The sequence below is a fragment of the Sphingorhabdus sp. Alg239-R122 genome (assembly GCF_900537065.1).
GTDB lineage: Bacteria > Pseudomonadota > Alphaproteobacteria > Sphingomonadales > Sphingomonadaceae > Alg239-R122.
Genome location: NZ_UNRC01000003.1, coordinates 127,092 through 145,364 on the forward strand (window position 1 = coordinate 127,092; position 18,273 = coordinate 145,364).

The 18,273-nt window shown below is 54.5% G+C and carries 19 protein-coding genes; 13 read left to right on the forward strand and 6 right to left on the reverse strand.

What is annotated here, in order from left to right:
* The first annotated feature begins 100 nt into the window (after nucleotides 1–100).
* A complete protein-coding gene (locus G6Q15_RS04495) occupies nucleotides 101–736 on the forward strand; it encodes a TetR family transcriptional regulator (RefSeq protein ID WP_240330748.1) in 636 nt (211 codons plus the stop codon).
* 138 nt (nucleotides 737–874) lie between these two features.
* On the opposite strand, the gene G6Q15_RS04500 is transcribed toward G6Q15_RS04495, so the two are convergent.
* Entirely contained in the window at nucleotides 875–1,396 is a 522-nt protein-coding gene (locus G6Q15_RS04500; RefSeq protein WP_240330749.1) for a DUF2147 domain-containing protein, read from the reverse strand.
* A gap of 11 nt (nucleotides 1,397–1,407) precedes the next feature.
* On the opposite strand from G6Q15_RS04500, the gene G6Q15_RS04505 reads away from it, so the two are divergent.
* Genes G6Q15_RS04505 through G6Q15_RS04515 form a run of 3 tightly spaced genes read left to right on the forward strand, consistent with a single transcriptional unit; the run spans nucleotide 1,408 to nucleotide 4,532 of the window.
* Nucleotides 1,408–2,607, forward strand: coding sequence for a parallel beta-helix domain-containing protein (locus G6Q15_RS04505; RefSeq protein WP_240330750.1), 1,200 nt, complete (start codon nucleotides 1,408–1,410; stop codon nucleotides 2,605–2,607).
* Nucleotides 2,604–3,659, forward strand: a complete 1,056-nt coding sequence (locus G6Q15_RS04510) for an SO2930 family diheme c-type cytochrome (RefSeq protein WP_164116116.1) — start codon at nucleotides 2,604–2,606, stop codon at nucleotides 3,657–3,659. The genes G6Q15_RS04505 and G6Q15_RS04510 overlap by 4 nt, the downstream gene beginning before the upstream one ends.
* The gene (locus G6Q15_RS04515) at nucleotides 3,660–4,532 is read left to right on the forward strand and encodes an S-methyl-5'-thioadenosine phosphorylase (RefSeq protein WP_164116119.1); all 873 of its coding nucleotides are present in this window, start codon (nucleotides 3,660–3,662) and stop codon (nucleotides 4,530–4,532) included.
* On the opposite strand, the gene G6Q15_RS04520 is transcribed toward G6Q15_RS04515, so the two are convergent.
* Together G6Q15_RS04520 and G6Q15_RS04525 are read right to left on the reverse strand one after the other, a co-directional pair.
* The gene (locus G6Q15_RS04520; protein WP_164116511.1) at nucleotides 4,529–5,470 is read right to left on the reverse strand and encodes a radical SAM protein; all 942 of its coding nucleotides are present in this window, start codon (nucleotides 5,468–5,470) and stop codon (nucleotides 4,529–4,531) included. The genes G6Q15_RS04515 and G6Q15_RS04520 overlap by 4 nt on opposite strands.
* Nucleotides 5,471–5,533: 63 nt before the next feature.
* Nucleotides 5,534–6,961, reverse strand: a complete 1,428-nt coding sequence (locus G6Q15_RS04525; RefSeq protein ID WP_164116121.1) for an FAD-dependent oxidoreductase — start codon at nucleotides 6,959–6,961, stop codon at nucleotides 5,534–5,536.
* A 146-nt stretch (nucleotides 6,962–7,107) separates the two neighbouring features.
* Between G6Q15_RS04525 and G6Q15_RS04530 the strand changes: the two genes are divergently transcribed.
* Both G6Q15_RS04530 and G6Q15_RS04535 read left to right on the forward strand, forming a co-directional pair.
* Nucleotides 7,108–8,163, forward strand: a complete 1,056-nt coding sequence (locus G6Q15_RS04530; protein WP_164116123.1) for a methyltransferase domain-containing protein — start codon at nucleotides 7,108–7,110, stop codon at nucleotides 8,161–8,163.
* The gene (locus tag G6Q15_RS04535; protein WP_164116125.1) at nucleotides 8,141–9,190 is read left to right on the forward strand and encodes an SDR family oxidoreductase; all 1,050 of its coding nucleotides are present in this window, start codon (nucleotides 8,141–8,143) and stop codon (nucleotides 9,188–9,190) included. Before G6Q15_RS04530 ends, G6Q15_RS04535 begins: the two co-directional genes overlap by 23 nt.
* A gap of 3 nt (nucleotides 9,191–9,193) precedes the next feature.
* Here the strand turns inward: G6Q15_RS04535 and G6Q15_RS04540 are convergent, their stop codons facing one another.
* Nucleotides 9,194–9,943 carry a glycosyltransferase gene (locus G6Q15_RS04540; RefSeq protein WP_164116127.1) on the reverse strand — a complete coding sequence of 250 codons (750 nt, stop codon included), beginning with the start codon at nucleotides 9,941–9,943 and terminating at the stop codon, nucleotides 9,194–9,196.
* Nucleotides 9,940–10,533 (reverse strand): TIGR04282 family arsenosugar biosynthesis glycosyltransferase, encoded by a 594-nt coding sequence (locus G6Q15_RS04545; protein WP_164116129.1) that lies wholly within the window; start codon nucleotides 10,531–10,533, stop codon nucleotides 9,940–9,942. The genes G6Q15_RS04540 and G6Q15_RS04545 overlap by 4 nt, the downstream gene beginning before the upstream one ends.
* A gap of 95 nt (nucleotides 10,534–10,628) precedes the next feature.
* Between G6Q15_RS04545 and maiA the strand changes: the two genes are divergently transcribed.
* The 7 genes from maiA (at nucleotide 10,629) to G6Q15_RS04580 (ending at nucleotide 17,151) form a co-directional block, all read left to right on the forward strand.
* Entirely contained in the window at nucleotides 10,629–11,261 is a 633-nt protein-coding gene (gene maiA / locus G6Q15_RS04550) for a maleylacetoacetate isomerase (protein WP_164116131.1), read from the forward strand.
* Nucleotides 11,261–11,668, forward strand: coding sequence for a GFA family protein (locus G6Q15_RS04555; protein ID WP_164116133.1), 408 nt, complete (start codon nucleotides 11,261–11,263; stop codon nucleotides 11,666–11,668). The genes maiA and G6Q15_RS04555 overlap by 1 nt, the downstream gene beginning before the upstream one ends.
* 5 nt (nucleotides 11,669–11,673) lie before the next feature.
* Complete coding sequence (locus G6Q15_RS04560) at nucleotides 11,674–13,914, forward strand: TonB-dependent receptor (protein WP_164116135.1); 2,241 nt, start codon at nucleotides 11,674–11,676, stop codon at nucleotides 13,912–13,914.
* Nucleotides 13,915–13,925: 11 nt separating this feature from the next.
* Entirely contained in the window at nucleotides 13,926–14,378 is a 453-nt protein-coding gene (locus G6Q15_RS04565) for a MarR family winged helix-turn-helix transcriptional regulator (RefSeq protein ID WP_164116137.1), read from the forward strand.
* Nucleotides 14,379–14,487: 109 nt separating this feature from the next.
* Nucleotides 14,488–15,582 (forward strand): 4-hydroxyphenylpyruvate dioxygenase, encoded by a 1,095-nt coding sequence (hppD, locus tag G6Q15_RS04570; protein WP_164116139.1) that lies wholly within the window; start codon nucleotides 14,488–14,490, stop codon nucleotides 15,580–15,582.
* Nucleotides 15,579–16,130 carry a VOC family protein gene (locus tag G6Q15_RS04575; RefSeq protein WP_164116141.1) on the forward strand — a complete coding sequence of 184 codons (552 nt, stop codon included), beginning with the start codon at nucleotides 15,579–15,581 and terminating at the stop codon, nucleotides 16,128–16,130. Before hppD ends, G6Q15_RS04575 begins: the two co-directional genes overlap by 4 nt.
* A 13-nt stretch (nucleotides 16,131–16,143) precedes the next feature.
* A complete protein-coding gene (locus G6Q15_RS04580; RefSeq protein WP_164116143.1) occupies nucleotides 16,144–17,151 on the forward strand; it encodes a fumarylacetoacetate hydrolase family protein in 1,008 nt (335 codons plus the stop codon).
* A 90-nt stretch (nucleotides 17,152–17,241) separates the two neighbouring features.
* Here G6Q15_RS04580 and G6Q15_RS04585 read toward each other — a convergent pair whose 3' ends face one another.
* Complete coding sequence (locus tag G6Q15_RS04585; RefSeq protein ID WP_164116146.1) at nucleotides 17,242–18,255, reverse strand: type II secretion system F family protein; 1,014 nt, start codon at nucleotides 18,253–18,255, stop codon at nucleotides 17,242–17,244.
* Between the last annotated feature and the right edge of the window lie 18 nt (nucleotides 18,256–18,273).

Below are 18,273 nucleotides of genomic sequence, written 5' to 3' on the forward strand. Positions count from 1 at the left end.
ACCATGGACCGTTACGAACTGATTTAACCGAGCGTTTAACATGCATTGACTAGCCACCAATTAGCCGCCACTATGCGCATCAATATGAGGGGAGTGGCAGTTGGCCGTAACGGAAAATAGCAGGAAAAAAGATGCGGCGCAGGAAGGCGCGCGCGAACAGTTGCTGGAAGCCGCGAGCATGATTATGCGCGACGGCGACACGGTGGATATTTCGCTGAGTGAACTGTCACTGCGTGCCGGTTTGAATAGTGCATTGGTCAAATATTATTTTGGTAACAAGCAGGGGCTTATGCTGGCGCTGCTTGACCGGGATATGCATAATATCATCACAGGGCTTGATGCGTTGGTAGCAAAAGACATGCCGCCAGAGGACAAGATCCGCCTGCATATCGGTGCGGTAATCGACACCTATTATAATTATCCTTATCTCAACCGCCTGTTGATGCGGATGGTGCGCGATGCGGCACCCAAAGAGGCGAAGGAAATTGCCAGCAAATATCTACGCCCCATTTCGGAGATTTATGGCACGCTTATCAGTGAAGGTGTGAAAACTGGTGTGTTTCGCGATATTGATCCGCAACTGTTCAATTTCACCGTAACAGGTGCGGCCGACCGTTTCTTTTCCGCGCGCCTGGTGCTCAGGCACTGCTATGATCAGGAAGGTGTGACAGAGGCGATGCGTGATGCCTATCGCCAGCATACCATTGATATCATCATGGCGGGGATATTGGCCTAACGGCGTTCTTGCGTTGAAGTGCACGGCACTGGTGTTTTCTATCCTTCGTGGCTATTTTTCGTTTCACGAAAAGCCTGCGGGAGCGTGGGCACGGTGCCGTGCGCTTCAACGCAAGAAAGTAGTCAAGTTTCCAAAAACCTAGCGCGCACGCCGCCATGTCTGTGACTGGCAAAACGGGCCTATACATCCCTGTACTTTTAGCGTTCCATTCTTGCGTACTGACAGGAACGATTTGTAAGTTTTGCCTACTTTGGGATCATAAATTTTGCCGCGATACTTACCGGCTTTTTCGGCCTTGAATCCGGATAGTACCGCTAGGCCCATGATAGGGCGCTTGCGCAGTTTAGGGTTGGGGTTCTCGGTATCTTTCGGATTTGGCGTTGGTGGCGCGACCAGGAAACGGATAATCCGTCCGCAGATGGTGCTGCCGCACGGCTTGATCTCGATAATTGCGTCCTTGTCCTCAGTCACCCAGCGGCCTTCAATTGGCGCCTTGGCTGCTGCGGGTGTTGATATGGCCATGACCGCAGCAACGGCAAAGCTGGCGGGAAGCAGGTGTTTCAGCATACGGGCATTGTCCTTGTCGGTATTACGGTATAGCTTGCAGTGATAATACGGCGCTGCTGAACCTATGGTTACGCGCGTGCGAAAAATAATCAAGGAGTGGCTCAATGCAGATTGTTTGGAAAGGCGCCATTATGGCCGGGGCCGCCATGGCTATGGCGCAGCCCGCCTGTGCAAAAGACATAATGGTGGAGGCTGGCGAAAATGCGCAGGAGCGCTTGCAGGAAGCATTGATACTGGCGCAGCCTGGAGATGTTGTTGTGATAGGCGAGGGCCGGTTTGACCTGACCGACGGCCTGTCGCTGGATATAGACAATGTCACGGTACGCGGAAGCGGTCCCGGTAAATCAGTGCTGAGCTTTAAAAATCAACAGGGCGCGGGCGAAGGCCTGCTTGTAACATCGGATAATGTGGTACTACGCGATTTTGCGGTAGAGGATACGCGCGGTGATGGCATTAAATCCAAAGGCGCGGATAATATTGTCTATTACAATGTGCGCGTTGAATGGACGGGTGGGCCGAAAGAAACCAATGGCGCCTATGGCATTTACCCGGTGGAATCGGAAAATGTGCTAATTGACAAAGCGGTTGCGATCGGCGCGTCCGATGCGGGTATCTATGTAGGTCAGTCGCGGAATATCATCGTGCGGAACAGCAAGGCGCTGTTCAATGTAGCGGGCATAGAAATTGAAAACAGTTACGACGCCGATGTCTTTTCAAATATCGCGATGCATAATACCGGCGGCATTCTGGTGTTTGACCTGCCAAATCTGCCGCAGCAGGGCGGGCGCAATGTGCGGGTTTTTTCTAACCGTGCGACCAAAAATGATACACCAAATTTTGCACCTGCAGGCAATATTGTCGCGGGTGTACCAATGGGAACGGGCGTGATGGTCATGGCGAACAATAATGTCGAGATTTTCGGCAACGTTCTGGGTGGCAATGCAACATCCAATATCATTATCACCGGTTACCGTTTTGAATTTGATGATGAAAACTACCAGCCTGTGCCGGCCAATGTGCGGATCAGTATGAACCAGCATGGCAAGGCAGGTTACCAACCCGGATATCGCGGACTGGATCAGGCTGCAAAGGCGATGGGCGGTACTATTCCGCCAATCCTTTGGGATGGGTCGGGCAGCAAGATTGCGAGCGATGACGCAGTGCAGGTGCTGACGCTGGGCCTGGCCGCACCTGACACGCCATTGGAGCAGGCAAAACCCGATGTGGTGGAGCTTGAAGGCAACACTGCGCGTGCATTGCCCGCTATCACCATGCCTGAAGCAATGGAGGCAGTGATCAGGTGATACGGTTTCTTGTCTTTTTGGCTGCCTGTGTAGCGTTGGTGAGCGCGGCGTTGACGGCGCAGCCGGTTCCCAAAGTGAACGATGCGCTTATTACTGGCGATAAGCTGCCGCGCAAGCTGTCGGATTTTGGCTTTTTCGCCGATAGCGCTGCGAAACAACCGGTTGCCATGGTGCAGCCCTATGAACTGAATGCCCCGCTTTTCACCGACTATGCACGCAAGTTTCGTTATGCCTATGTCCCGGCGGGCGGGCGCGTGGAAGCAGGCGATAATGGCCGCCTGCTGTTTCCGGTGGGCAGTGCGCTTATCAAGAGTTTCGGTTATGATGATCCCGGTGGCGATGATGTCAGGCTACTGGAGACCCGGGTCTTGTTGCATCGCGCTGATGGCTGGGTTGCCCTGCCTTATGTTTGGGATGCCGACGGCAAGGACGCGACGCTCAAGGTTGCGGGCCGGCGCATGCCAGTGCGCTTTACCGATCCTTCCGGCGCAAAACGGGATATCAGTTACGCTGTACCCAACAAGAACCAGTGCAAGGGCTGTCACGAACTGGGCGGTAAACTTGTGCCCATTGGTCCCAAACTGCGCAATATGGATGATGGTGTGCAGATTGGCGTATGGCAGGACCGCGGCTGGCTGGACAAGGGTATGGCGGTATTCGCGATGATGCCGGACTTTTCAGACAAGAAATTTTCATTGAATGACCGCGCACGTGCCTATCTGGATATTAACTGCGCCCATTGTCATAACCGTGACGGTCCCGCGAGCAATTCGGGATTGTTTTTGGGCTTTGAAGAAACCGATAGTACAGCGCTCGGTATCGGAAAACGCCCGGTCGCGGCCGGACGCGGTAGCGGAGGGCGTGAATTCGCGATAGTACCGGGTGACGCTGATGCATCCATCTTCACCTATCGCATGGACAACACTGACCCGGGCATTGCCATGCCTGAACTCGGGCGTTCGATTGTACATGACGAAGGTGTTGCGCTGATCCGTGAATGGATATCCGTCATGAATGCGGATGGAAGCATAGATATAGAAAGCGATGACTGAATGAGCGAATGGACAATCGGGGTGATCGGTGGATCTGGCCTTTATGCGATTGACGGTCTTGAAAATGTACAGGAAATCCGTGTCGACAGTCCGTTTGGCGAGGCTTCCGATGCGCTCACCATCGGCACGCTGAACGGCCATAAATTCGTGTTCCTGCCGCGCCATGGCAAGGGCCACCGGATATCACCGACAGACCTGAATGCCCGCGCCAATATTGATGTGCTCAAGCGTGCGGGCTGCACTGACGTGCTGGCGATATCTGCGATAGGTTCGCTGCGTGAGGAATTGGCACCGGGCAAATTCGTGGTTGTGGACCAGTTTATCGACCGCACCGTGAACCGGGAAAAAAGCTTTTTCGGCAGCGGTATGGTAGCGCATGTATCGATGGCCGATCCTGTATGTTCGCGCATATCCGACCTGGCAGAGCAGGCGGCACAGGCGGCGGGTGCAGATGTGCATCGCGGAGGGACCTATCTGGCGATGGAAGGCCCGCAATTTTCATCACGCGCGGAAAGCCATATGTATCGCAGCTGGGGCTGCGATGTCATCGGTATGACCGCCATGCCCGAGGTCAAGCTCGCACGCGAGGCGGAGCTGCCCTATGCTTTGATCGGGATGGTGACCGATTACGATTGCTGGCGTGAAGGCGAGGATGCGGTCGAAGTGAACGCGGTAATTGCGCAGATGCAGGCCAATAGCGACCGCGCGCGCCAGATAGTGATAAAGCTGTCCGAAATCCTGCCGGAAGAACGCGAAGCGAGCCCGATTGATACTTGCCTGGATTTTGCGATGATTACTGCGCCTGATGCCCGTGCCCCGGCATTGCTAGCAAAGCTAGATGCCGTGGCAGGGCGGGTATTAAATAACGCCTAAGCCGAACAGCTTGCTCCGCCCAGGACGCAGAACCGTGCGCAATGCGGATGGTTGAGTTTGACCGGGCGCGATGCTTCTTTCAGTGCCTGTCCCATATCAAATTCTGCCTCGTAGGGCAGCAATGTGCACGCTGCCACGGTGGGTTTTTCCGCACCTTTATGTTTTACCACCATGCGGCTGGAAGCGCACATGATGCTCGTGGGTTTTACATCCAATATGCCCCAGCATTCGGTGGTGATCTCGGCAATATCGGCGCTCGCGTCCATTTCGGGGAATAGCACCAGCCGCTCCATATCGTCGGTGTCGATTTTGATGTTTTCGTCTGCGAATAGCTCAGCGTAACCGCGCCGCGCATCTGCATCGCTCTCGCTGCCCAGATGGCGACCCGCCACGGCGATGCTGAACCCGTTGTTTGATAGCCATTTCAGGCCTGCAATACCTCTGTTCCAGCTATTGGGACCGCGCTCCTGTTCGTGGATTTGCTGGGTGTAATAATCGAGGCTGACGCGCAGGGTAAGTTTGTCGTCATAAACTTTGCGCAGCGCCAGCAGCGCATCATTATGCCGCTGCATTGGCCGCATCGCGTTAGACAATACGAGTACATTGAAACCGCGGGCAAGGCAGGTTTCGAGTATGGCGAGCATATCGGGATTCATAAATGGTTCGCCACCGGTAAATGCAATTTCACGTGTGGGCAGGTTTTCACGTGCAATCTCGTCTAGATATTCCGCGACTTCTGCGTGACTGATATAGACCAACGCATCATTGCGCGGGCTGCTCTCAATATAGCAGGATATACAGGCAAGGTTGCAGAGCGTGCCAGTGTTGATCCAGAGTGTCTCCAGCGCATGCAGATCAACGGACGCCCGTCTTTCGCCCTTGGCGGTGATATCAGGGTCGCGAAACTTGGCAGGGTCCAGCGGCGTGCGCTCGTTTATTTCGAACGGGCTGTTTTCTTGAAGGGCGGTAGCGATTTTATATCTCCGAAGTGTGTGCAGGGCTTAACGCCGCAGTTTGGCCAAGAACCCGGCCCATCCGCGCGACCATTTGTTGAACACCTTGGCTTCATCCGATTTGAATGCGACGTCCTTGCTGTGTTCCGATCTGTTGGGATAGGGCAGGATCAGTGCGGCAATGCCGAATGTGGAGGATTTACCCTTGATCGCCATCGACCATGGCAGCAATTGGTCACCCGCATGCTTGCCGACAATCGTCGCACCCAGCACTTTACCGCCCTTCTTGACGATTTTTACAAAGCCTTCGGTTTCGAGTTCAGTAATTGCGCGATCATTATGCGAAAATTCGGATTTCCACACCGTGATTCTGTCGCCATGCTCTTTGCGCGCTTCCTGTTCGGTCATGCCTACATGTGCCAGTTCGGGGTCAATATATGTGACCCATGGCAGCGCCGAATAATCAACCTTGCTTGGCAGACCCATGCCGATTTCCAATACCATATTGGACCCTTCATAGCCCGATGCGTGGGTAAAGCGCGGCCCCGGGCGGCAATCACCAATGGCATATATGTGTTTTTTATTTGTGCGGCGGCGCGCATCAACCTTTATGCCTTTGCGGTCATAATCGACGCCGGCATTTTCCAGGTCCAGACCGTCAAAATTGACTTCGCGCCCTGTGGCGATCAGCAGGTGCGAGCCTGCCAGTTCACGGCCATCCTCCAGTGTCAGTGTGATGGTTCCGTCCGCCTGCGACACTTTGCTGCCGCGTGCATCCTCATGGATGGTGATACCATCGGCTTTCAGTCGCTCGATAACAATTTCCGCCGCTTCATTATCATCCTTTGGAAAGGGGCGACCAATAGTTGCTACAGTCACATTGCTGCCCAATAGACGAAATGCATGGGCCATTTCCATGCCAATAGGCCCGCCGCCCACGACGAGCAGATGTTCAGGCAGCTCGGTTAGATCCCATAGGTTCTCATTGGTGAGGTAATCCACATCCTCTATGCCCTCCATCGGCGGGACAAAGGCACGGCTGCCGGTGGCAATGACGATACGGGGAGCGGATACTTCTTTTGTGTCTCCGCTGTTTAGGGCAACCCTTAATGTCCGGTCATTTACGAAGGATGCTTCGCCGCGCATCACATCGACGCCCATTTCCTCAAAGCGTTCCTGGCTGTCTTCGGGGGCGATTGTGGTAATAGCGCCATGGATATGATCATGTACTGCCTGGAAATCGACTTTGGGATCAGCGGCGTTGATGCCGAATTTAACGGCTTTGCGCATATCATCGGCGCGGTGTGCGGCGCTGATAATGGCTTTAGAGGGGACACAGCCATAGTTCAGGCAATCTCCGCCCATTTCACTGCGTTCGATTAGCGCAACGTTTAGCCCCAGCATAGCAAGACCGCCGGATGAAACCAGCCCCGCCGATCCCGCGCCGATCACAAGTGCGTCATGCGTATATTTCATTTTTATCCCCGGGCCGTTAATTCTGTTACATTATTCGCTGGATTTGCGACAAGGTTACATTTAATCGCTCATTTAATGTGTGTAACCAAACATGTTTTGGTCGCGAATGACAAGGCATAACAGCATTTTGACCCTGGGAAGTATTGATGAACATTGAAAATAGCCGTGATTATTATGGGTCCGTTCTGCAGGGATCAGATGACCTGAAAACGGATGCATGTGTAACTACCGAAGCGCCGCCGCAAGCTGTGCGTGACGCGCTGAAAAATGTGCATGAAGAAGTGAAATCGCGTTATTATGGATGTGGACTGATCGCGCCGCAGGCTATCGAAGGTGCGCGGGTGCTCGATCTGGGCTCAGGTAGCGGACAGGACGCTTATATTCTGGCGCAGCTGGTGGGTGAGAAAGGCAGTGTTGTTGGCGTTGACACTACGCCCGAGCAGCTCGAAGTCGCGGACCGCCATCTGGAATGGCATCGTGAAACGTTCGGTTACGCAAAATCCAATGTGAGCTTTGTAGAAGGTGATATCGAAAAACTGGATGAACTGGGTCTGGAGCCCGGGAGTTTCGATATTATCGTGTCCAATTGCGTCATCAATCTGGTTGCGGACAAGGGCAAGGTGTTCCGTGATGCGCACAGATTGCTGGGGCAAGGGGGGGAAATGTATTTTTCCGATGTCTATTGCGACCGCCGCGTGCCGGCACATCTGCTGAATGACCCCGTGCTGCATGGAGAATGCCTGTCGGGTGCGCTATATTGGGGCGATTTCGACCGGCTTGCCAAAGAGGCGGGTTTTGCCGATCCGCGGGTCGTTAAAGACCGCCCCATGGGGATTGGCGATACACGGATTCAGGAAATGCTGGACGGCATCAATTTCTTCTCTGCGACATATCGCCTGTTCAAACTGGACGAATTGGAAACGGAGTGTGAGGATTACGGGCAGGCGGTCATCTATAAAGGCGGTATCGAGGGGCAGGAACGTGTTTTCGAACTCGATAAGGGGCATATGATCGAAAAAGGCCGCGTGTTCCCGATCTGCGGCAATAGCTGGAAAATGCTCGCCGATACGCGTTTTGCCGAATATTTTGAATTTGTTGGCGATTTTGCGGTGCATTACGGTGTGTTCGCAGGCTGCGGTGGCGGTATGCCTTATGACGTTGAAGGCAAAGGCAGTGAGCTTGAAGCGGCGTTTTGCTGCTGACGGGCGACCGGGTTTCATGCGGATATTTCTGACAGGAGGTACGGGGCTGCTCGGCGGCGCGCTGGTGGGGTCACTGCTAGACGCCGGGTGCGACCTCTGCTTGCTTATGCGCGGTCAGGGCAGCGTGACGGATATGGATGGCCGCGACCGCAGTGATGAGGTCAGCCGGGTAAACGGTGATATCACATTGCCGGACTTTGGTATGGAAACCGTGCCGGACAAAATTGATTTGCTCGTCCACTGTGCCGCACTTACCGATTTTGCCGCACATCAGGCGGATTATGATGCGATAAATATTGCCGGGACCGTGCATGCCATTGATCTGGCAAGAGCGTGGGGCTGTCCGTTGCTGCATGTCAGCACTGCCTATGTCTGCGGACGGCAGGATGGCGTGGTTGCAGAAGCGCCGCTGGGCGATCAGAATGATTTCACCAATGGATATGAAGCGTCCAAAGCGGCTGCCGAACGAATTGTTATGGCGGCTGCCGGTCAGGGGTTGGTGGCCGCCATTGCCCGGCCCAGCATCATTGTCGGGCGGCATAGCGATGGCAAAATTTCGCAGATGGATAATTTCTACCAGCTGTTTCGCCTGATGGGCAGTGACAAGCTGGGCACAATACCTGCCCGCGGCGATGCGGCGTTTAATTTTGTGCCTATTGACCATGTAGTGGCGGGGCTTGCGGCGATGGCGGGCGATATATCGGGTTTTGCGGGTGAAGCGGTGCATCTTGCCGCGCCGAAACCTGTCGTGGCATCTGTTTTGATAGATGCGATTGCCGGCTATGCGAACGCCGATCCGGTGAGGCTCGCCGTAAAAAGTGAGTTTGATTCCTCGGGGCTCACCACGTCACAACAGCGGATGCACAGGCGCATCGGACCGCTCTATTTTGAATATTTCCAGCGTACGCCGCAGTTTGAGACGGATATTCTTGAGCAAAAATCTGGCATAAAGTGCCCTCCTGTTGATAGCGCGGCACTACGGCGGATGATTGATTACTGTGTTGCAACCGGGTTTTTGGATTGGTGAAACCTAGCGCACGTCGGGGTAAATATCGCCGAGTCGGTTTCGTGCGCCGAAACACCACATAATCCCGACTTTCAGGTAGATATAATTGGCCTTGAGCGCGCCCCATTCGGTAATACGCCGGTCCGAGGTAATCACCCAGCGCGGGGTCATCTTCACTTTGCCAAGCCGGGTAAGACCGATACATAGATCGGCTTCCTCCATAATCGTGGCGCTATCCGGGATACCGCCGACTTTCAAATAGTCGGCGCGGCGGAAAAACATGGCATGATCGCCAAATAGCAAGCGCACGCCGCGCGCGAATAGATGCGGCCTTGTGAGCGCAGGCGCATACCAGGTCTTGATCCAGTTGTGCAATGTCGTGCCCCAACGCGTGCGCGGTTTGCCGTTGCGCCCCGGACCCATGATACGCGGGGTAAAGCTGGCGAGAGCAATTTTTTCGTCAACCATAGTCGCGCGGATATGCGCAACCGCATCAATGGGTAGCAGGCTGTCGGCATGGAGCACGCACACCAGTTCACCTTTTGCCTGCTGCACGCCACAGTTAATTTGTGGCCCGCGGCCCTTCTTGGGCGCTTGCACCACGCGTGCATTCGCTGCCGTGGCAATGGCCACTGTATCATCATCACTGCCGCCATCGACCAGCAGGACTTCGTCGGGCGCAGGCTCCATGGCAGCAATATTGGCGAGTGTGGCGGGGAGGGCGCTTTCTTCGTTCCATGCCGGGATCAATATGGTAACTTTGCGCTTGCTCATAACCCCACCACGAGGTCAGGCCAGCGTTTCAGGTCTTCCGGTCTGTCGCAATCGGCCAGCATGGGCAGCATGAACGGCTCGATATCAAGCTCCTGCAACCGCTTCAATGTGGTGGGCAGCACCTTATCGGTGCTCCATGGCATATCTGTCAGCAGCTGAGGCAGCGGATATTTCATGCCAATCAGGTAATAGCCGCCATCTTCCGCCGGGCCGATCACCACGTCATGCGAATGGATCAGCAGATCGATTGAACTTTGGACAACCTCCACAGTTAGGTCGGGCGTATCTGCACCAAAAAACACATGTGGTGTATCGCGGGTCGCGGCAAGCAGGCGGTCTGTTAGATCACCTTCTGGCTGTTGTATATAATCTGCATCATTGCCCAGCCAGTCACGAAATTCCGCCTCGCTGGCAAGGTCATATTGCACTTCAACCCTGTGGCCGCTGGCAAGCATTGTATTGAATGTGCGCTTTGCCAGCCTGCGGTGCAGTGCAGCTGCTCCATCCGCGCTCAGGGCTGGAATAAGCCGTGTCTTGGCGCGGCCTGGCACAGGATATTTGGCAAAAAGGATAAGTGTGGCGTTTGACATGCTGCAACAGCATTACCTGTTGCATGTGCGGAAACAAGGGTTGCTTTTGTGAGCCGCCCAAATCATGGTGCAGCGACAACAAACGGAGCTCCCCAATGTCCGATATTATTCTTTATGATTATATCCGTTCAACTGCGGCTTATCGTGTCAGATTGGCACTTAATCTGAAGGGTATCGATTACCGCAGCGAAAGCGTCAATTTGTTGCACGGCGAGCAGAAAGGTGACGCTTATACAGGGCGCAATCCGCAGGGTCTGGTGCCGATGCTTTCGATTGACGGTCATGACCTGACTCAGTCACTGGCGATTGTCGATTATCTCGACACACGTTTTCCAGAACCGCGGCTGTTGCCTGCCGACCCTGCCGAGCGGGCAAAGACCCTGTCCTATGCGATGGTGATTATCGCCGATGTGCATCCAATCAACAATTTGCGCGTCTGGCAATATCTGAAAGACCCGTTCGGTCATGATCAAGGTGATGTGGTGCAATGGATGCACCACTGGATGCATACCGGCTATAGTGCGCTGGAACAGGCCGCGCCTGAGAGAGGTTTTTTTGGCGGTGATGCGCCTGACCTGGTCGATATCTGCCTGACTGGACAGATGTATAATGCGGAGCGGTTTAAGCTGCCGATGGATAAATTCCCGAAACTGGCGCGGATACATCAAGAATTGGGTGAACTGGATGCATTTAAGGCATCGCACCCCGATAATATGGAGAACGGGTGATGAAAGTAGAAGGCGGCTGCTATTGCGGTGAAATCCGGTACAAGGCAGAGGGTGAACCAATTTTCAAAGCGGAATGTTATTGCCGCGAATGTCAGTATATTACGGGTGGTGCGAACTTGCTCGCGATGGCAATGCCTGGCGATAATTTTGAAATCACCAAGGGCGCGCCCAAAGGTTTTGCGCGCGGCGATATCGATGACCCTGTTACACGTCATTTTTGCGACAATTGCGGTACGCATTTGATGACGACAACGCCGCGCTTTCCGCAGGGCGTTATCCTGAAAGTTGGCACACTGGATGATCCGTCGATGTTCGGCAAGGCGGACAGCGCCAATTTCGCGAGCGATGCGCAGTCATTTCACCGGTTGCCCGATGACATGCCCGTGCATCAGAAATGGATGCGATAGACAGGATGCGAAAATGGGCATGGACTGCTTTACCACTGCTGGCAATGGCTGCGCCTGTCTGGGGACAGGAAACGGATTCTGCGCCGCCCCCGGCACAGGATGATCCTGACTTTGAAGAATGTACCCTCTATGTGGAAGGATGCAATTATTCGGGTGTATCACGCCGTCTTCCGGTTGAAGCGATCCGGCCCGTTACGGTCTGCTACGGACAGGATATGTTCGAAGGAGATGGCCTTACCCATTTGTGTGAGGATATCGTTATTTTGGGTGAACCTTTGGCGCGCCCGGTCAGCGAGCGTGCCTTTTCCACCAGCTATGCGGATGTAGCGCAGGTACCCGGTTTCCGTTTGGAAAATGCGCTACGTGATGTTCCCGGCCTGCAGCAGTTCAGGCGCAGCGATGCGCGTTCGGCCAACCCCACCAGCCAGGGTATCACATTGCGCGGCTTGGGCGGCAATGCGTCATCGCGGGCGCTGGTAATGCTGGATGGTGTGCCGCAATCCGATCCTTTTGGCGGTTATGTAAGCTGGCCGGGATATGATGCACTGACACTGTCATCTGTGCGCGTAAGGCGCGGCGGCGGCAGCGGAGCGGAAGGTTCCGGTGCAATTGCTGGAACAGTGGAATTGCTGAACGATGGGAATAGCGAGGCCGTATCTGCCGCACTGGCTTATGGCAGCCGTGACAGTATTGATGCGGATATTGCCATAGGGTGGAAACTGGGCGCAGGGCATCTTTCCATCGGGGCAAGTTATCAGAGTGGGAATGGGTTTGTTCCGGTTATCGCGAGTCAGCGAGGTAGCGTTGACCGGCCCGCAGCCTACGAGCATGCCGGACTGGCTGCACGATTTGTTGTGCCGCTTTCCAACGACACTGAATTGCAAACCAGTGTCCGCGCTTTCACCGACGCACGGGAACGCGGTTTTGCGTTCAGCGAAAACAGCAATGATGGCGCCGATGCCAGTATCAGGCTGGTGAACCGCAGTAGTGATGGCTGGCAATGGTCGGCACTGGGATATGTGCAGATACGTTCGCTGCAGACAAGTTTTGGCGGGGTTGCGGCAGGCCGGAATTCTGTCCGCCGTGTGTTTGAGCAGTTCAATGTGCCTTCCACCGGTATTGGCGCGCGTTTTGAACTGCGCCCGGCAGTTGGTGATGATCTGGAACTGCGCATTGGCGGCGACTGGCGGCGCACGAGTGGCGAGACGAAAGAAAATTTCTTTTTCCAGAACGGGCAGCCACTGCGCAACCGTTTTGCGGGTGGACGGACCGATACGCTGGGCGGTTATGTTGAGGCAAGCTGGCAGGCAACTGACAGGCTGATATTGACTGGTAGCGGCCGGCTTGATCGCTGGTGGGTATCGGGTGGTTTCCGCCGCGAAGTGAATATTGGTGGCAGCGTGCGCTCTGATGCGCAGTTTACAGGCCGCAGTGACTGGGAAGCGACCGGACGAACAGGTTTCACTTATGAAGCGAGCAATGCTATTTCCCTGCGCGGTGCGGCATATATGGGCTGGCGCCTGCCGACGTTAAATGAGCTGTTTCGCCCATTCCGTGTCGGGCCGGATGCCACGGCGGCGAACGAGAACCTCACCCCTGAAAGGTTGCGCGGAGCGGAAATCGGTGCTGATTTCGACTTGGGCAGTGTCGATCTTGGCATGACGCTGTTCCACAACCGTCTCGACAATGCGATTGCCAATGTCACGTTGGATAGCGGCCCTGGCCTTTTTCCCGGTGTCGGTTTTGTGTCAGGCGCAGGTGTGTATCGCCAACGGCAGAACCTGAACGATATCACATCCAGAGGCCTTGAGCTTGATGCCACATTCTACCTTGAAGATATGGTCGGCCTTGAGGATGCGGATATTACACTTGGTTATGCCTATATCGATGCGGAAGTGCGCGGGGTTGGTGATTCCGCTTTCCTGACTGGCCTGCGCCCGGCACAGGTGCCGCGGCACAATGCCAGCGGGTCTTTCCGCTGGGACAGTGATATGGGCGCCACCTTTTCGTTCACCGGACGCTATACAGGCAGCCAGTTCGACGACGACGGAAGTAGCCGGTTGCTGGACGATGCGTTTACCGTGGATGCGTTCGCGGCCTATGACCTGACCGATAATCTGGCTCTGGAACTGCGCGGGGAAAACATGCTTGATGCGCGGGTAGAGACCGCGATCAGCAGTAGCGGGATTATTGAACGTGCACAGCCGCAGACATTCTGGCTTGGCGTCAGGGTGAAACTCGATTAACCTGCGCGGTGATGGCTGACAAATCGCCCCGCCTTGCCGAATTCATGCCGTATCGCCTGTCAATCGCATCCAATGCGGTCAGCGACCTGATTGCGCGCGAGTACCAAAACCGTTTTGGCCTGAAAATCGCGGAATGGCGTGTTATGGCGATACTGGGCGATGTGGGCAGCGCAACGCAGCGCGAGCTCGTCACCGCTACCCGCATGGACAAGGTTGCGGTGAGCCGGTCAGTCAAGGCATTGGCGGCACGTGCGCTTATCAAGCGTAACCCCAATGCCGCTGATGGGCGCTCACAATATCTGCAGCTTAGCAAAACGGGCCATGAACTATATGACGAGATCATGCCGCATGCGGTGGATATGGAAAAACGGCTTTTATCGGCCCTGACCAATGGCGAGCAACGGGCCCTGGCCGACCTGCTTGACCGGCTTATGGTTCAGGCAGATGAAATTGCAGAGCCTTAGCGGGGTTTGTAAAATCGGTCCTTGCGCAAACTAGTTTCAATTGTTACTATATTTTATCATTCAGATAGCGCGATTCTCCGCGCTTCAGCTTTTTAGAAGGAAATATTCCATGGCCGATCTTTTTGAAAATCCCGTTGGCCTTGACGGCTTTGAATTTGTCGAATTTTGTGCGCCTGAAAAGGGCCAGCTTGAGCCTGTGTTTGAAGCCATGGGCTTTTCACTGGTGGCGAAGCACCGTAACAAGGACGTAGATCTGTGGCGGCAGGGCGGTATCAACCTGATTGCCAATTATGAACCGCGCAGCGCGGCTTGGTATTTTGCGCGCGAACATGGTCCCTCTGCCTGCGGCATGGCATTTCGCGTCAAGGATGCCAGCAAGGCTTATGACCTGCTTATTGAAAAAGGCGCAGAGCCTGTGCAGGTTGAAACCGGCCCGATGGAACTGCATATTCCCGCCATTCGCGGCATTGGCGGGGCGATCGTTTATCTGGTCGACCGTTATGGCGATGACCTGAGCATTTATGACATTGATTTTGAATATCTGCCTGGCGTCGAAAAAGAGCCGGAAGGCGCAGGTTTCCATACCATCGATCATCTGACACACAATGTATACACCGGACGCATGAAATATTGGGCGGACTATTATGAGACACTGTTCAATTTCCGTGAAATCCGTTTCTTCGATATTAAGGGCGAATATACCGGCCTGACATCGAAAGCGCTCACCGCACCGGATGGCAAGATCCGTATCCCGCTCAATGAAGAGGGTGAAGGCGGCAAGGGCCAGATCGAAGAGTTCCTGCGCGAGTTTAACGGCGAAGGCATTCAGCATATCGCGCTGATTTGTGAAAACCTTGTCGAATGCTGGGACCGGCTGAAAGAATTTGGCGTCCCGTTCATGACTGCGCCGCCGGCGACCTATTATGACATGCTGGACGAACGCCTCCCGGGCCATGGTGAGGATGCCGAAGCACTCAAGATGCGCGGTATCCTGCTGGATGGTACAACCGAAGGTGGTCAGCCGCGTCTGCTGTTGCAGATATTTGCGGAAGCACAGGTTGGTCCTGTCTTCTTTGAATTTATCCAGCGCAAGGGTGATGACGGCTTTGGCGAAGGTAATTTCAAGGCGCTGTTTGAATCGATTGAGCGGGATCAGGTCAGTCGCGGGGTGCTGAATGTGGATGAAAAGGAACCCGCGGAATGACATTGCCATTTTCCCTCTCGCGCATTCACCATGTCGCCTATCGATGCCGTGATGCCAAGGAAACGGCGGAGTTTTACCGCGATCTTCTCGGCATGGAATTCACCACGGCGTTTTCCGAGGACCATGTGCCGTCAACGGGGGAATATGACCCCTATATGCACATTTTTCTCGATTGCGGCGGCGGTAATGTGATTGCGTTTTTCGAATTGCCGAACCAGCCCGAAATGGGCCGCGACACGAATACGCCAGAATGGGTGCAGCATATCGCATTTGAAGTGCCGAGCGTGGAAGCCTTGCTGGCTGCAAAAGAACATATTGAGGCGAAAGGGATTGACGTGGTCGGTCCGACCTATCACGGTATTTTCCGTTCGATCTATTTCTTTGATCCGAATGGCCACAGGCTCGAACTCGCCTGCAACATTGGTACCGACGCGCAGCATGAAGAGCTGCGCCGCGTAGCACCATTGATGCTGGACGAATGGAGCAAGACGAAAAAAGCGCCGCGGCACGCCGACTGGCTGCACAATGACCCCGAAGCGGGAAATTAAAGTAAGGGAATATATGAAACTTGCATCGTTAAAACATGGCCGTGATGGCAAGCTTGTAGTCGTATCAAATGACCTCGCCTTTTACGCAGATGCCAGTCATATCGCGCCCACGATGCAGTCGGCGCTGGATGACTGGGACACGATTGCGCCGCAGCTTGAAGTGCTGGCACGCGACCTCGAACATGATGCGATTCCCAAAGAACGGTTTCACGAACGCGAAGCCGCTGCGCCGTTGCCGCGCGCCTATCAATGGGCGGACGGCAGCGCCTATGTGAACCATGTGGAGCTGGTCCGCAAAGCACGCGGCGCGGAAATTCCCGCCAGCTTCTGGGAAGACCCGCTAATGTATCAGGGCGGCAGCGACGATATGATCGGTGCGCGTGATACCATCAAACTCGCTGACGAAGCATGGGGCTGTGACCTTGAGGCGGAAATCGTTGTTGTCACCGGTGATGTCCCGCAAGGTGTAACGCGCGAAGAAGCGCTGAAACATGTTCGGCTTGTTGGTCTGGTCAATGATGTATCCTTACGCAACCTGATCCCCGGCGAGCTCGCCAAAGGCTTCGGTTTTGTACAATCAAAACCGGCTAGCGCATTTTCGCCTGTATTCGTGACGCCTGATGCTTTGGGTGATCTGTGGCAGGATGGCAAATTACACCGTGTGCTACATGTCGATCTGAATGGCGAGCCATTTGGACGCGCAGTTGCATCTGATGACTGCACGTTTGATTTTGGTGTGTTGATTGCGCATCTGGCGAAGACGCGCAATATTGGGGCGGGTTCGATCATTGGTTCTGGCACTGTATCGAACCGTGATAGCGATGGCGGCCCGGGCAAACCGGTAAAAGATGGCGGCCTGGGTTATAGCTGCCTGGCCGAAGTGCGGATGGTGGAAAAAATCCTGGAAGGTGAAATGAAAACGTCGTTCCTCAGCTATGGGGATACGGTACGTATTGAAGTCAAGGATGATGATGGTCACAGCATTTTCGGCATTATCAAACAGACTGTCGAACAGGCCTGATAGCCCGGCCCGAAAACTCAAAGTTTAGGAGAGGCGGGGAAGGCCATGGCCATTCCCCGCCATTTTTTGTTCCGGTAATGCTTATACGTCCTATTTCATCAGGGCGTCGTTGATCGAGCAGGCCGCAGGGCCAAGGATCACGATAAACAGCACTGGCAGAATGAACAGAATAAGCGGAACACTCATGATTGCGGGCAGGCGCGCCGCTTTTTCTTCGGCGCGCATCATCCGGTCATTACGGAATTCCGCCGAAAGTACGCGTAGTGCGGACGCCAGTGGCGTACCGTATTTTTCGGTCTGGATCATGGTTGTCACCACACCTTTGACGGCATCCAGGTCGACACGGTATGCCAGGTTTTCAAAAGCCTGCCGGCGTTCGGTCAAAAAACTGAGTTCGATTGCGGTTAGCGCAAATTCATCACCCAGTTCAGGATAGGCGCGGCCCAGCTCCTTGGCTACGCGGTTGAATGCCGCATCTACAGTCAGACCAGCCTCTGCGCAGATGACAAGCAGGTCGAGCGCGTCAGGCAGGCCTTTACGGATGGCATCGGTACGTTTGGTAACCTTGTTCGTCACATAAAGATCGGGAAATTTGTAACCGAGCCCAACGACAAGCGCGAAAGCACCGAATTTCTTGAACGGTGACCAATCGGGCAGCATATCAAAGGCATAGATATACAGTGCAGCCAGACCACCGAAAACAATGGGCAATACCAGGCGGCCGAAAATGACGGCAACGGCAAGTTCTTTTGAACGGATACCCGCCTGTGCGAGACGCTGCTGCGCCATTTTGAGCTGCTCATCCTGCAATACGCTCATTGATGAGAGGAACGTACGCATTCTGTCAGTGGTTTCGTTCTTCTGGATCAGGCTAGCGCGCTTTTTGGTTGTGGAGGCGGTAATACCCGCCTTCAACTGCTCACGCCGTTCGTTGAGCGCCTTGACGCGTTTGGCCATCGGGTCTTTGACAGTTGTTGCAGCATAGACTGCAATCAGAACTGCAAACATGGCAACTGCAGATAGCAATGTGGCAACCCACAATACGTCAACACCCAATAGTTTCGGGCCTGATGCGGCGATGATGAGAGGTCCGGCTATGTTCATGATAATATCTGCCTTCCC